Genomic DNA, 14,629 nt, shown 5'->3' with positions numbered 1-14,629 from the left:
TTATGCTTACCGTAGTTATTAAAAGGTAATGTCTAAACCAGCACCGTAAAAAATAGGCAGCGGATACTGTCGGGCACTATTTGAACTTGAGCCTGTACTAAGGTTATTTCCAAATTCTGAGGTTTCAGGATCAATAAATTTAAGTTTACTTAGCGTAAAGAGATTTTGACCGATCAGTGAAACACGCAAACGGCTGATTCCTGCTTTGCTGGTTATGGCTTGCGGCAATGTATAACCAATGTTTACATTTTTCAAGCGGGCGTAAGCGGCATCATATTTATATAAATCTGAACCTGTTCTCCAGTTATTGGTATTAGATGGTGATCCAATGTTCGCAAAAATTGGATAACGTGCATTAGGATTACCAGGACTCCAATAATCTGTCATGTGTTCATAAACTGTTGCGCCGTATCCATAGTGGAAAGGTTCTACCAGCTCACCACGCAGGAACGTTTCCCGTTTGCCAACACCTTGAATAAACAACTGAAGATCGAACCCTTTTACTGCCAAACGGTAAGTAAAACCAAATGTATAGCGTGGAAATGGGTTACCCAATACCGTTTTATCTTTTGCATCAATGACCCCGTCGTTGTTCAAATCTTTAAATTTTACATCACCTGGAACCACGGGATTTCCGGCAATTTTCGGTGAATTATTAATGTCGGATTGGCTTTGAAAAAATCCATTGGTTTCATATCCATAATATTGCGTGATGGGTTCGCCAACACGTCTCAGCAACTGAAATACATCCTGATTGATGATTTGCTCGGTTGCGCCGCCAGATAACTGCAATAATTTATTTTGGTTATCGGCCACATTCACACTGAAACTCTGGGTAACATTTTCTCCGCGGAGATTATACGTAAGTGAAGCTTCCCAACCTTTACTTCTTACTTTTGCCACATTGAAATCAGGCGTTGCTGCACCAAAAATTGCCGGAATATCCTGTCGGGGTTGAAGAATATCCCTGGTTACTTTATTGAAATATTCGAAGGTAGCCGTCAGCTTGTTATCAAAAAAGCCTGCATCTAAACCAATGTTGAAGGTTGAAGCTTTCTCCCAGGTCAAATCGCGGTTAGACAACAAAGTTCCGGCTCCACCAACAGGAATGTTATTGAATCCATAGGCACTGGCGTAATTGAAGTAGGTGGTCTGGTACTGGAAATTACCAACGTTCTGGTTTCCGAGAACACCGTAAGAAGCACGGATTTTTAAACTGTTCACTGTATTTTTTATCGACTGCATGAAATTTTCCTGTGAGATTAACCAACCTGCGCTAACTGATGGAAAAAAACTTCCGCGGTTGCCTTTAGCAAATTTTGAAGAGGCATCATAACGGGCAGTAGCTTCAAGCAGATATTTATCTTTAAAAGCATAGTTTAACCTTCCGAATAAAGAAAGTAGGCTATTAGAATTGATAGCCAGGCTATTGTTCGAATTAATCGGATCGACTATAGTACCGGTTGTAGGGGTTCCCAGTAACTGATCAGTTAATGTTTTCTGCAACTGAAATCCTCGTTGAGAATAATTTTCACTTGATGCGCCAATCTGCGCTTTGAAGTCATGATCAGCGATTTTCTTTCCGTATTCCAGGTAAACTTTGGTATTAAACAGTTGTGACTTGCTATTGGCATCCAGCACAGAACGGTCATCTCCATACACACCTGAAGGCAGATAATTTACCTGCGTTCTTCTGAAAAAAGTACCGTTGTTTTGAAGCGTACCACCAAACTGACCTGTCAATATTAAATCTTTTGTAATTTCGAATTGTCCATTGAATGATCCAAAAATCTCATCATTATCTGCCTGATTAAAGCCTCCTTTTTCCAGCACACCATATTCGTTATATTGTGATGCAAAAGGATTTGTCAGGTAATTTCCATTTTCATCCTGCCAGTTAAAATTTGCCGGAACCCGGTTGGCATCAGCGAAAATATTGTTATCGCCCACACTATTGGTTTTGTTTCTGGTTTTGGTGTATAAGAGGATGACATTCGTTTTTAGCTTACCGATTACATTGGTTTGATTTAACCTTAAATTATATTTCTGATAACCAAAATTTGCGCCTTCACCTCCATTACCAATGAAATTGCTTTGTTGATCCTGATAACCCGCAGATACAAAAAATGAACTTTTTTCACCACCACCGGCAATGTTAACATTGTGTGATTGCTGTGGCGCAGTACGCAAAAGGTTTTCAATGTTCCAGGTACCATCGCCCTGATCTTTCAATTGCTGAATCTGATCAGGCGTGTACGCAGGACTCAGACCTGAGTTCACCAGGGATTCATTTTTAAAATAAGCATTTTCCCATGCCGGAACTTTATGAACCAATACGTTCGCATCCTGAACACCGTAACTTCCGTTATAAGAAACTGTAGTTTTCTGATTCAGCTTACCCGCTTTAGTGGTGATTAAGATCACACCATTTGCTGCCCTGGAGCCATAAATGGCTGCTGCACCTGCATCTTTCAATACAGAAACGCTGGCAATATCATTCGGATTAATCGTATTCAGATTTCCACCAACAATACCATCTACCACAACCAGTGGCGTGTTGTCGCCAAGTGTGCCTACCCCTCTAATGTTTACTGTAACATTACTGCCCGGATTAAGGTTAGTTTGCTGAATAATTAAGTTCGGCGATTCGCCCTGCAATGCCTGATACGCATTAAGCACTGGTTTATTTTCAATGTTTTTTGCATCTATCGTACTTACCGCACCCGTAATTGACACCCGCTTTTGCGTTCCGTATCCAACCACTACCACATCATCCAGCGCATTTTCTCCTCCAGCCTTCAGTTGAACATTGATAGTTTTTCTGCCAGCAATAGCAATATCCTGACTTACATAACCTAAATAGGAAAATGTAAGGCTTCTGGATGCTAAATTATCTGGTATAGAAAGGCTGTAAAGTCCATTGCCATCAGTTACGGCTCCGATGGTAGTCCCTTTAATCTGTACACTTACACCCGGCAGCGCAATACCTTTTTCATCAACCACTTTTCCGCTAACAGAAATTTCACGGGTGTTGATCCGCATCAAAGGCGCTTTAGAAGTTTTTGCCACAACGTAGCCGGGACTGAACGGAACCAGCATTGATACTAGCACCACCAGCTGCCTGAGCGGCAGTCGCTTTAGTTTTTTAATTTGGTAAAGTTTATGTCTCATAACATTTTGATTAAGGATGATGCGGTCATGGCATCTGATATATTAGGTTAGTGGTTGAGAATGAAGTATTATTTATTCTTGAGATGATCTTCCTGCCAATAGGCGTCAATTTCTTCCAGTGAGCGGCCCTTGGTTTCTGGAATAAGTTTCCAGGTGAGATAAAGTGCCGGTGAGCAACAAATGGCGAATATCCAGAAGGTCCACGACGAACCCAAGCCCTGAAGCATCACCGGAGTAAGCTGACCAACGAAGAAATTTCCAATCCAAAGGGTTAACGTTGCTAAAGACATTGCTTTACCCCTAATTCCATTGGGAAATATTTCGCCAATAACGACCCAACAAACCGGGCCGAAAGAAAATGCAAAGCAGGCAATGAAAGCCAGAATAAAAATCAGTATCCATGGACCTGAAATGATGCCAAACTGAAACAACAGACCGATAATTATTAGTGAAATTACCGCTCCGCCAATCCCTACATATAGCAATGGTTTTCTGCCCCATTTATCAACTGTAAAAATGGCTACGAACGTGAATACTACATTTACCAAGCCGATAGTCACCTGTCCGCCAAGGGCATTATTTAGGGTAAATCCTGCTTGTTCCAATATTCTCGGTCCGTAGTAAATCACAGCATTGATACCACAAACCTGCGACAAAAAGGGCAATAATAAACCTATCCACAAAGCCTTGCGATAAACCGGTTTGAATAATGTGCTCAGCGAACCTTCTTCATTTGTGATATTTTGATGAGCGAAGACATCAAGTTCTTTCCTTGCCGCAGCTTGCCCATCAATCTTGATCAGGATTTTTTCTGCCAGATCTTTTTTTCCACTTGATAATAGCCACCTGGGAGATTCAGGCACCAGAAATAATGAGATGAGAAAGATTAGCGCCGGCAGTGCGCCAAGGCCAAGCATTGCCCGCCATACTTCCTGAGAAAATATTTTTTCGGCGTCAGCTCCGGAAAAATTTTCCCCGCTGTGATTAGCCAGATAGGCATTGGTAAAATAAGCCGTAACAATACCAATGGTTAAAGCCAATTGATACAGGGATACCATGGTTCCCCTAAGTCTTGATGGTGCAAATTCAGATATATAAAGTGGAGAAACCATTGAAGCCACGCCAATGCCAATTCCGCCAATTAACCGGAATGCAATTAATGTGGAGAAATCACCTGCGTACATGCAGCCTAGTGCAGAGGTAAGGAAAAGAAATGCCGACAAAATGAGCACGATTTTCCTCCCGAATTTGTCACTCAACTTACCTGAAATGATAACGCCAATGATGCAGCCTAAAAGTGCACAGCTCACAAACCAGCCTTCACTTATCGCATTTAATCCGAAGTCTTTAGTCACCAGGCTGATGGTTCCGGAAATTACAGCGGTGTCAAATCCGAACAAAAACCCACCTAAAGCTGCTACCAGACAAACCAGGTATAGATAGGAACTGCTCTTTTCTATTGACGTATGTTGTTCTTGTCTAATCATGGTAGTTACTTTAAGAAAGCTTTAATTACTTTCGCTTGTTGGTTAGACTGATTAACGATTGTATAACTGCCGGCAGCGGCTGGAATAACGAAGGTTTCGGCGTACTGAAAAATCATGCTTGAACCGTCTGCTGTGGTTACGCTGATCGATGAGCCTTCTACCAGCATCAATACATGACAAACTCCATTAATCTCTACTGCAACGGATGCATCAAAATCTAATCTGTGTACATCATAAAAATGATCCTGATGCGTAGGCAAGTGATAACAGGTATAGCCATCTTCCTGCGCAATAACAGTTGGTTTTGAAATCAGTTCCTGTTGAACCTGTGCTCCTTTCCTGGAAAAGTCAAGGTTTTTAAAAGCATGTTCAATATTAATCGGCCGGGGTTTGCCATTCAAATCCAACCTTAACCAATCATACATTTTAAAGGTGAAAATATATGGTGTCGCACTAATCTCAAGGACAAGGTTTTGGGCGCCTGCGCTATGGATGGTGCGGTTAGGAATAAGGAACAAGTCATGTTTTTTAGCTTGATGAACCTGAACATATTTTTCAATGTCAACCTCGATTCCGTCCTGGTTACTCTCTTCTAAGACTTTTCGAAAATCATCTTCGTTGATATCATCCTGAAAGCCCAAATAAACCTTTGCATCTTCTTTGCAATCAAGTATATAGTAGGTTTCATTCTGGGTAATGGTTTCTCCAAACTGTTGTTTAATGTAATCAAGGCTGGGATGACATTGAATGGACAGGTTTCCGCCATCAAAGGTGTCCAGAAAATCAAATCTGATTGGGAACTCCGCCCCAAACTTCTCAGCATGGCGACCCAGGATATTCTCATTTTGTGTAAACATCAACAGATCGAAAGAAACTTCGAGCAGCAAACCGCTGCTTTGCAGTACAATTCCATTTTCAGGTACAATCAACTCGAAAGACCAGGCGTAGTTCACTTCATTCTGATCCAGTTGCGGCATGTGCTTTTTCATCCACTGTCCACCCCAAGCGCCAGGAGCAAACCAGGGCCTCGCCCTGAATACGGTGTTCGACATCTTCTCTAACCCACCACGAACATCATCACCAAATGCCCAATTGATTTGCGCTTCCCATTGTGCATCAACAAATACATCAATCTGGCTGCACAATTGCCTTTTATGTTCATTAAGTATTACCCAATCAATAAAATAGAAGCGCTTGTACATTTCCATCTGTTCCTGCGGAACACGCATACCCAAATTGCAAATTGAACCTGCACTCATTCGGTGCTGAAGCTCATTTTTGGGCACATCTACGTAAATCACTTTGGCCTCCCAGCCTGCAAGTTTTGCTCCAGGGCCAATAAGAATATTAACAGCAACATCTTTATCAGGCAGTATAGATTTTAAAAGATCTTCCGCAAAGTAATCGCGAAGTGTTAAGGTTGTCTTATTGCCCCAAACCGAATCTTCCTGCCCCATAAAAGGTGCAGTTAGGTTGATAATCTCCTCTTCGGATTTCATTGCGTTGCTGAAATCAACCAGGTTTATCTTTATACTTCTCGATTGAAATTCATTCGAAACGGCACTTATCAACCTGTCCCAGTAAACACCAACATAACCGTCGATGGCCACAGTCTGGTGTTCAATAATATAATTGCACAAAGACGCAACCCCCGAAAATATTTTATCATCTCCCAGGTCGAAATATGGATAGATGTCATATCCTTCCACAGTTTTAATTTTATTGATGCGATCAGGCATAATCTCCTGCTCCGTTTTTCTTAATGGTTCTTCTATTGACATAGCACTCTTGAAAAAAATATTAGACTCTGAAATTTCCTGCTGCATATTCTATTTGTGTGTACATATTAAAATTTAAGGTTTTAAGTAATGTTCATGATTGTGTCCATTTACCTCACAGCACTGGAATAGGTAACCTTTTGTTAAAATCAAATACTTTTGAATGAATGATCCAATTCTCCCATAAATGGATAAATCGAAATGATTGGCTAGCATTATCTGCCTGGGATGACTCATATATTTTGAAAACTTGGTTAGACCATACATTCAATAGTATGTACATACAAATGTATTATTTAATAATTATTCTCCAAATATTTTTAAAGAATTTTTAATAGAAAGCCGCAAAACCATTAACTGGCTCGCTCAACAAACTTATTTATGTACACACATACTTTAAAAAGGTATTTTTTTTTTAATATTGTGATGATTATGAAACTTAAAATCGATCATAAAAGTCAGGTACCATTGCATGTTCAGGCTGAGGAACTACTCAGAAAGTTGATTGAGTCTCAGGAATATATTGATGGAAAACTTCTTCCAAATGAGGTAGAGTTATCGAAAGACCTTAACATCTCCAGGACCACCTTGAGGCAATCAATTAATAAACTGGTTTATGATGGTTTATTAATCCGGAAAAAAGGTGTTGGTACCAGGGTTGTTGAATCGAAATCCCTGAGTTCAAAATCGAAAAACTGGATGAGCTTCTCGCAGGAAATGAGCGCCCGTGGTATACCGATCAAAAACTTTGAATTACATGTAAGCTGGGTACTTCCTGATAAACGGATAGCAAGCTTCTTTGGAATCAAAGAAGATAAGAAAATATTAAAACTTGTGAGGTTAAGAGGTCGCCCCGAAGGCCCATTTGTTTACTTTGAATCTTATTTTCACCCCATTGTCGGACTTACTGGAGAGGAAGATTACAAGGCGCCTCTTTACGAAATGCTTGAAAAATCCCATGGGATTATTGCCATGGTATCAAAGGAAGAGATAAGTGCCCTTCTGGCGGATGAATTTATTGCTGCCAAACTGGAAACGGATACCGGATCCCCAATTTTGTTCCGCAAAAGGTTTGTATATGATATAGAAGAAAGACCAATTGAATACAACCTGGGTTATTACAAAGCCGATAGCTTTATTTACACAGTAGAAAGCCGCCGGGAATAGTGCCATCAAAAAGACATCTACATACAATCACATACCAAATGAAACAAGCATACCTAATTGTAAGCATTCTCATCGCATTTATCACGACTACTCATGCTGATGAAAAGCTCAACCTTAAATCTCCTGACGGCGCCATCCAGGTTTCCATCAACATTGGCGAATTCATCACCTATTCAGTAAGTTATCGCAACGATCTGCTTTTCAGCAACAACAAACTTGCATTAAACTTGAAAAATGAAAACCTTGGTAGCCCTGCAAAACTGCTGAATTCCAAAATCACGGCAGTATCAAATACACTCAAACCACATGTGCCCCTAAAATATTCAACAGTAGTATCAAGCTTCAATAAACTCCTGATGTCTTTCAAGGGAAATTACGCTATTGAATTCAGGGCCTTTAATAATGGGGTTGCCTACCGGTTTATTACCAATAAAAAAGGAGCAATAGAAGTTTTGAATGAGCAGGTTGACCTGAATTTTCCTTCGTCATATGATATCCATGTTCAGCAGCCTGCAAGTTTCAAAACAGCTTACGAAGAAAACTATTCTACGGTAAACTCAGCAAACTGGAATGCTAAAATGAGTACTTTACCCATATTAATCGACACGAAAAAACAATATAAGATACTGGTTAGTGAATCAGATCTCTCTGATTATCCCTGCTTATTCCTAAAAGGAAATGGAAACAATAAGATTCAGGCAGCATTTCCAAAATCTCCACTCCGCTTTGCCCCTGATGGCGACAGGAGTTTAAAGATTATTGAGGAAGCACCTTACATTGCCAAAACCACCGGAAAAAGGAGCTTTCCATGGCGCTACTTTGTGATCAGCACAGAAGACAAACAGCTTCTTGAAAATACCATGACGCTGCAACTCGCACCGGAAAGCCAGATCAAGGATCCGAGTTGGATTAAACCAGGACAAGCCAGCTGGGAATGGTGGAACGATGCTTCGCCTTACGGACCGGATGTAAACTTTGAATCGGGATATAACCTCGAAACCTATAAATACTATATCGACTTCGCTGCGAAATTTGGCATCAAGTACATTATCATGGATGAAGGATGGGCGAATAGTACCACGGATCCTTACACTCCAAACCCTAAAGTAGATGTTCATGAATTAATCCGCTATGGTAAGGAAAAAAATGTTGGCGTAGTGCTTTGGCTTACCTGGCTCACGGTTCACGAAAACATGGACCTTTTCAAAACTTTTAAGCAATGGGGTGTGAAAGGTCTGAAGATAGATTTTATGGATAGAAGCGATCAATGGATGGTAAATTATTATGAACGCATTGCGAATGAAGCTGCAAAAAATGAATTGCTGGTTGATTTTCATGGTGCTTTCAAACCTGCCGGCCTGGAATATAAATATCCTAACGTGATTTCTTATGAAGGTGTTCGGGGAATGGAACAAATGGGCGGTACTTTACCAAAAAACAGTTTATTTTTACCGTTCATGAGAAACGCGGTCGGGCCAATGGACTACACTCCCGGTGCAATGATCAGCATGCAGCCGGAGTCCTATCGGGCAGAGCGGCCAAATGCAGCCAGCATTGGCACAAGAGCCTATCAAATGGCGCTATTCGTTGTATTTGAAAGTGGATTGCAAATGCTGGCCGACAACCCCACCTTATATTACCGAAATCCCGACTGTACGGAATTTATTACTTCGGTACCCACCACCTGGGATGAAACCATAGCGCTGGAAGCTAAAGTTGGAGAACTTGCGGTAGTGGCTAAAAGAAAAGATAAGAAATGGTTTATCGGCGGCATCAATAATGACGCAGAAAAAATCAGGAAAATTTCCCTTAACCTTGATTTTCTTGAAGCAGGAAGAACATACAAAATGACCTATTTTGAAGATGGTATTAACGCTGCTCGGCAAGCAATGGATTACCGCAAAAAAACGATAGCAGTAAAGAAAGGGGATAAAATCGATGTACAAATGGTTAGAAATGGTGGCTATGCAGCTGTAATCAGTTTAGAATAAAGCAATAAATTCCACACATATAATTTGTTCGGCTGCACCGTAATTCAAGCAATAATAATTAGCATTCACAACATGTGCTTAGGTAATGTGATGGTAATGAAAAAAGGCAGTTGTTTGAACGGTGCTTTGTAACCCTGTACAACTCATTCCATCCTGGACAATAAGATTAAATTTCCTAAGCCCCCCTCATGACACCTTTTGCCAGAGAATGCAGAGCGCAAAAACAACTTAACCTTTTCTCTTTTTTATATCTATAAAAAAATTTGCCATCAACATGTACATACGAGAAAACATTAAACCTCAGGTTTGAATAACCTAGTCACTGACTTATAAATCATAAATTTGTGTTATTGGCACACATTTGCGGGTTTCTTTCACCGCAGTTGTCATCAACCTTAAGTAGCGCAGTCCACACCTAACTTCTTCATAATATACGTTTTAGTGAAGCGAGACCCGCTATGAGAGCGATGGTTCAGACTAGCCTTCAATAGACTAGATTCAAAACAAAAATATTGGATTTACTATCGTGGTCCGAAAAACGACAAGGTTTCCTATTTAATCTTTCATAAAACCAATCTTCAGGCCCCGGGATTATCATTTATAGACACTTTGGCTTTTTACATAATAAGACTTACGAGTTCCCTTTTTATCTATCAGGATTGTTTCTCCTTTTGGCGTTTGTAATTTATCCGGCAAATGAACCTTCATAAAACTACGATTCTCACCCGTTATTCGATCCGGGTCCAACATACCTATTCTTTCAATGGCTTGAATTAACACAGTTCGCATGGATTTAAAAAGCTTTTCGGCAGGCACCTTATTTGCAATTGAATGTGGAGCGATACCTGCATCATAAAGAATTTCATCTGCGTATGCATTTCCAATCCCTCTGATATTTTTCTGGTCAGTCAAAACAGTTTTGATATCGCTCTTTTTTCTCTCTAACATCTGATGAAAGAAAGTAAATGAAACGTCCAGTGCGTCGGGCACTACTACAGGGTCTGGGTTAAGTATTGGTCTAGCCTGACTTTGAAAGTCCGTTAAACACAATCGCATACCACCAAAATCAAGTTCGAATATTGGAAATTTCGGGAATTCTGCAACCACTAATCTTAATTCCCCATGAAGCATTAAACGCAATGCCAGTATATGATCTCCTATTTCAAGATGCAAATCTTTTCCCTCCCGACATATGGATTTGATTTTATGATTGACCAAGGCGCCGTAAAAACCATTTTCAGTGGCATTCGCACTTTTACTAACGTGCAGCACCACATCTTTTACAGTATGATTAACAATTCTTTTTTCGAGATTTTTAGCCATTACGGCCAAGTCCGGAATTTCTGGCATGGGATAATTTTTATCCTAAAATAATAGAAAATTGAAATATTACAATGATTTTTCCATTAAAGTTCCACGTCGGAAACATGTTGGTATCGCTCATAGTCGGTTATCAAAAATACATGAAGCGAGGCTTTGCAGAGAATGCCTGGGTGAGGTTCATAAATAATATGAACTGCTCAAGTGGTAAGTTGAATTGGATCATTCACTTAAACCACATAACCTTGTTATTCCGGAGGCTCAACCGAAAAACTTGAGGCATGATGCGCTATTGTGATTTTTAGTTAAAGCCTTTTTTAAGTGAGGCTACTCCCACTTGACAAATATTCCCTGGAATTCTATGAAAAAATGCATGGTTAGATGAGCGGCAGTTGAACTTTCCCAGAATGCAAATTGTTTTAGTGCGCGAAATCGAAGCTAACCCTCAGTTTAACGAATGAAATTTATTCATGCACCGATCACATTTATACCTTTTTACTGAAATAAAAGTCAAAATTTTCTTAAATACAAAACCTCTTGGTATCCGATAGGTTTCAAAGTTTTTACAACGCGGACAGCTGTGCCTGTTTACCGTTCCGGTAAACTTTTTTAAGGTATTCATAATAATAAGGATAGAACATTCAAATAACTGGAAAACACAAAAAATGTTTTAAACTAAGCAGGAACCGTTCACACTAGATATCACTGCAGCTAAAAATTCTATATTTTTAAAACAAAATATTGAGATTACAGTTTATCTATCACCTATGAAAAACATGATCTGATACTTTGGTTAGTTGATCGATCATCAAAGGGGGAATATCTTTCATGCTATCCCCCTTCCTAAATACTTTGTTAGTTTGGTTTATAATAATTTAAGGCTGTCGTGAGATGGCCTTTTTCGTTTGCTTTCGCCAAGGGACAAAATTAAAACTAAATTAGAAATTCGCCTGTTGATACAGTATCCGGTGTCATGAACGGATGTTTAGTAATGATTTAGCGGTTAGGCGGTAGCTGCCTGACCGCTTATTCAATATCATCATTTAAGTACCTTATATCTCTGCTGACAGGTAAAACAACATTATATATCAGGTATTTAGCGCGTTCTAACTACCTGATTTAGCCGGATTTCTCTGTTCAAGTCATTCATTCACTTACCTTTCTTTTTCTTGTGGATACCTTCGCATACCAGGTAGTTCATTATGAGAAGGTTAATGTTATTTTTATATCTTTTGATGAGTTTGATTGCTATTGAAGCAAAATGCCAGTCAGGTATCGGATGCTTCCGGGCTTCAGATGGTTTTCTATATTCACAAAAGAATATTTTCGGTTACTATGAACTTTTGGGCAACAGATACACAACAACACCAAATGTTTGCCCGAGAAGCCAATTGGGAACAACTACAGGAGTAAAATGTCAATTTGTTCTGGGTGGCACACTACATGATGAGTACAATTATATTTTATACACAGCGACGGGACCTGTACAATGCGATCTTGATCAATATGTTTATGCCGTATTAACAATAGCCGGATTTTTAGTCTTTAGAAAACTCAGAAGGATTTAAAATAGCCATTAACTTAGGGTGTTTTTCACCGCCAACTCGTGAAGTGTCTGATCACCCTTATTCATAACCTTTAGTAGGTTAGCTTTCTCAGTAAGATAAACCCGGGCGAAATTCCGGTCATGCCGGACAATCGATTTAGTGTTATCGATCAAATCACAATATTTTATTGATTGACTATTTGCGCTGATGGTTGCCAGTCGCTCCACCTCCATTGCTTTCCTTTGCTTTCTGTTGAAATTTGGATAATCAGCCGATATAAATTTATCAGTTAAATCCCACGTTCCTTGCAGGATGAAATCAATCTCGTTTGTCATGTATCCATAGGCCTCCAACGCAGTTCTCAGTTGCTGATCCGTACAAGCGGTGTCCTCAAATAAATCATGACATAGTCCAATTTCATATCCAAACTTCAAGTTGTTTGCTTCGGCGCATTCGGCTACAGCAACCAGGTGAACAGTATATGGTTCACCGGTATATTTTCGCTTCTGCTCTCCATGCTGAACAGTTACGAAGCTTAAAAAGTTAGTTTGACATGTTGCGCTCATCTCGCTAAATTACTAAAAGCCTTTTTAATCTCTGTGTTGACCATTTGGTTAAACAACTGCTAATTAAAATGCCACTATCAAAAAACTAGTATTATGAAGTAGTGCCAAATCTATATTTTACTTCTTGCTATTTATGGGTATTTCATATTAGTCCTGATACCGTGAAATTGCCTTCCGTTTTCATCGAATCAGGTAAGGATTGAAGATATGATGAATTTGTTTAATTTTGCGCAATGCACTCAAAAATTACACAATATCCCGTGTCATTCCTATTTATCCTGATTTCTTTGGTTGCTGTTTTTACATGTTTCATCGCGTTATATTTCCCATTTATAAACAGGAGAATTACGAAAGCGCAGTTAAAATACGAATGCAATGGGTCTGCAAAATGCGATAGCCTTTATATCTTCATGCGCTATGAAATTGTGGATTAGTCAAACAACTGCATTCCTATTTATGTTTAATTTACATGTCACCATTTAAAGCAACAATATTAGTAGGCGTAACAATTGGCCTGGTTTCATTTGTAGGCATCAGGTTATTGGTAAGTGGTCAGATTGATGGAGAAGATCAGACATTATTTATCTAACAAGATCCACTTTTAGCTTCTGTTATCCGGTTTAAGTTACCCCGTAAATAAAACAACTGAAATCCATTAGTGGAGTGATTGAGAATGTTGTGTATTTTAGTGCTTCTCAAAGCTACAAAGCGCAATATCAAAATAACGTCACCTACACTCCACTTTTGGAATTACGCACCTGACCTAAGTTGCTACTACATAAATACAGCTGGAAACTTTAAGCAGAATCCGAAAGGTAATCCACATCAGAAGAACATCAAATAGGCTTCTACATACTGATGAGTCCTGATTTTCCGATAAAGAACTAAAAAATCAAGCGTTGAGCAAAGCACTCAACCATTTATCGACAGCTTATGAGCTAATACCAAACACCTGTTGTAACACGCTAGCCACCTTCCCATCGGGATTGAGTGGATGAACCCTAGACATCTTCACCTTTCGATAGGTAATTGATACCCTTCTTTCCCGTTGATGGATAACACCATTTATCACGTCTTTCTTCCTTGGAGGTATGCCATGACTCCACTTTTTCCGGGCATCGTCCTGCATCACATATATAGAACGCCTTGGGATCTCAACATCTATTGTCTCCAGTTTCGCACCTTTTATAAATCTCATTACACAACCGCTCCCCAGATTCACCCCGCATATCTGATTTTCGTAATAGTTGCGGTCTTTATGTGGCCTGATTCCTTCACCCGGCATATATTCATTAATGATAACCTGGTCAGATAAATGATCCAAAATACCTTGTCTGGTAATATTTTCTGACAACAGGCGGATTTGATCCGGAAGTGGCACCGGGAACGGTACCAGGTCATAAGGACTTTCCAACTCATTTCTGTATCCGTAGTACTGTAGCCTACGGGCGTAATCCACCATCCATACTTTGCTGTCTATCTCATCAAGAAGATCTTGTTCTTTTCTTTCATCTATAAAATCCGGAAATAGAAATAATCCTGGCACCGCTGTTTTCATAGCATAATAATGTGTAAAATGCAAAAACTGTTTTACCTGTTGAG

The 14,629-nt window shown here is 39.7% G+C and carries 8 protein-coding genes; 2 read left to right on the top strand and 6 right to left on the bottom strand.

Annotated features, from left to right (window positions below):
* Positions 1-18: 18 nt before the first annotated feature.
* The 3 genes from R2Q70_RS19655 to R2Q70_RS19645 form a co-directional block, all read right to left on the bottom strand.
* Positions 19-3,171 (bottom strand): TonB-dependent receptor, encoded by a 3,153-nt coding sequence (locus tag R2Q70_RS19655; RefSeq protein WP_316809252.1) that lies wholly within the window; start codon positions 3,169-3,171, stop codon positions 19-21.
* Positions 3,172-3,239: 68 nt separating this feature from the next.
* Positions 3,240-4,658, bottom strand: a complete 1,419-nt coding sequence (locus tag R2Q70_RS19650; protein ID WP_316809251.1) for a sugar porter family MFS transporter — start codon at positions 4,656-4,658, stop codon at positions 3,240-3,242.
* 5 nt (positions 4,659-4,663) lie between these two features.
* Positions 4,664-6,439 carry a class I mannose-6-phosphate isomerase gene (locus R2Q70_RS19645; protein WP_316809250.1) on the bottom strand — a complete coding sequence of 592 codons (1,776 nt, stop codon included), beginning with the start codon at positions 6,437-6,439 and terminating at the stop codon, positions 4,664-4,666.
* A 429-nt stretch (positions 6,440-6,868) separates the two neighbouring features.
* Here R2Q70_RS19645 and R2Q70_RS19640 point away from each other — a divergent pair, with 429 nt between their 5' ends.
* Both R2Q70_RS19640 and R2Q70_RS19635 read left to right on the top strand, forming a co-directional pair.
* Positions 6,869-7,603 carry a GntR family transcriptional regulator gene (locus R2Q70_RS19640; RefSeq protein WP_316809249.1) on the top strand — a complete coding sequence of 245 codons (735 nt, stop codon included), beginning with the start codon at positions 6,869-6,871 and terminating at the stop codon, positions 7,601-7,603.
* Positions 7,604-7,641: 38 nt separating this feature from the next.
* Positions 7,642-9,594 carry a glycoside hydrolase family 97 protein gene (locus R2Q70_RS19635; protein WP_316809248.1) on the top strand — a complete coding sequence of 651 codons (1,953 nt, stop codon included), beginning with the start codon at positions 7,642-7,644 and terminating at the stop codon, positions 9,592-9,594.
* A 594-nt stretch (positions 9,595-10,188) separates the two neighbouring features.
* Here R2Q70_RS19635 and R2Q70_RS19630 read toward each other — a convergent pair.
* The 3 genes from R2Q70_RS19630 to R2Q70_RS19620 form a co-directional block, all read right to left on the bottom strand.
* On the bottom strand, positions 10,189-10,944 hold the full coding sequence (locus tag R2Q70_RS19630; RefSeq protein WP_316809247.1) for a DNA-formamidopyrimidine glycosylase family protein: 756 nt from the start codon (positions 10,942-10,944) through the stop codon (positions 10,189-10,191).
* A 1,546-nt stretch (positions 10,945-12,490) separates the two neighbouring features.
* Positions 12,491-13,027, bottom strand: coding sequence for a hypothetical protein (locus tag R2Q70_RS19625; protein ID WP_316809246.1), 537 nt, complete (start codon positions 13,025-13,027; stop codon positions 12,491-12,493).
* Positions 13,028-13,958: 931 nt separating this feature from the next.
* Positions 13,959-14,629: alpha-ketoglutarate-dependent dioxygenase AlkB (locus R2Q70_RS19620; protein ID WP_316809245.1), on the bottom strand; the 671-nt coding region annotated here is incomplete at its 5' end.

It is taken from the genome of Pedobacter agri (assembly GCF_032678665.1).
Lineage (GTDB): Bacteria > Bacteroidota > Bacteroidia > Sphingobacteriales > Sphingobacteriaceae > Pedobacter > Pedobacter agri_A.
The sequence above is the reverse complement of the archived record's forward strand: the minus strand, read 5'-3'. Positions and strand labels throughout refer to the sequence as shown.

What these genes read in the sequence shown, in the direction of transcription:
- R2Q70_RS19655 (WP_316809252.1), bottom strand. Translation starts at nt 3,171, where the DNA reads ATGAGACATAAACTTTACCAAATTAAAAAACTAAAGCGACTGCCGCTC.
- R2Q70_RS19650 (WP_316809251.1), bottom strand. Translation starts at nt 4,658, where the DNA reads ATGATTAGACAAGAACAACATACGTCAATAGAAAAGAGCAGTTCCTAT.
- R2Q70_RS19645 (WP_316809250.1), bottom strand. Translation starts at nt 6,439, where the DNA reads ATGTCAATAGAAGAACCATTAAGAAAAACGGAGCAGGAGATTATGCCT.
- R2Q70_RS19640 (WP_316809249.1), top strand. Translation starts at nt 6,869, where the DNA reads ATGAAACTTAAAATCGATCATAAAAGTCAGGTACCATTGCATGTTCAG.
- R2Q70_RS19635 (WP_316809248.1), top strand. Translation starts at nt 7,642, where the DNA reads ATGAAACAAGCATACCTAATTGTAAGCATTCTCATCGCATTTATCACG.
- R2Q70_RS19630 (WP_316809247.1), bottom strand. Translation starts at nt 10,944, where the DNA reads ATGCCAGAAATTCCGGACTTGGCCGTAATGGCTAAAAATCTCGAAAAA.
- R2Q70_RS19625 (WP_316809246.1), bottom strand. Translation starts at nt 13,027, where the DNA reads ATGAGCGCAACATGTCAAACTAACTTTTTAAGCTTCGTAACTGTTCAG.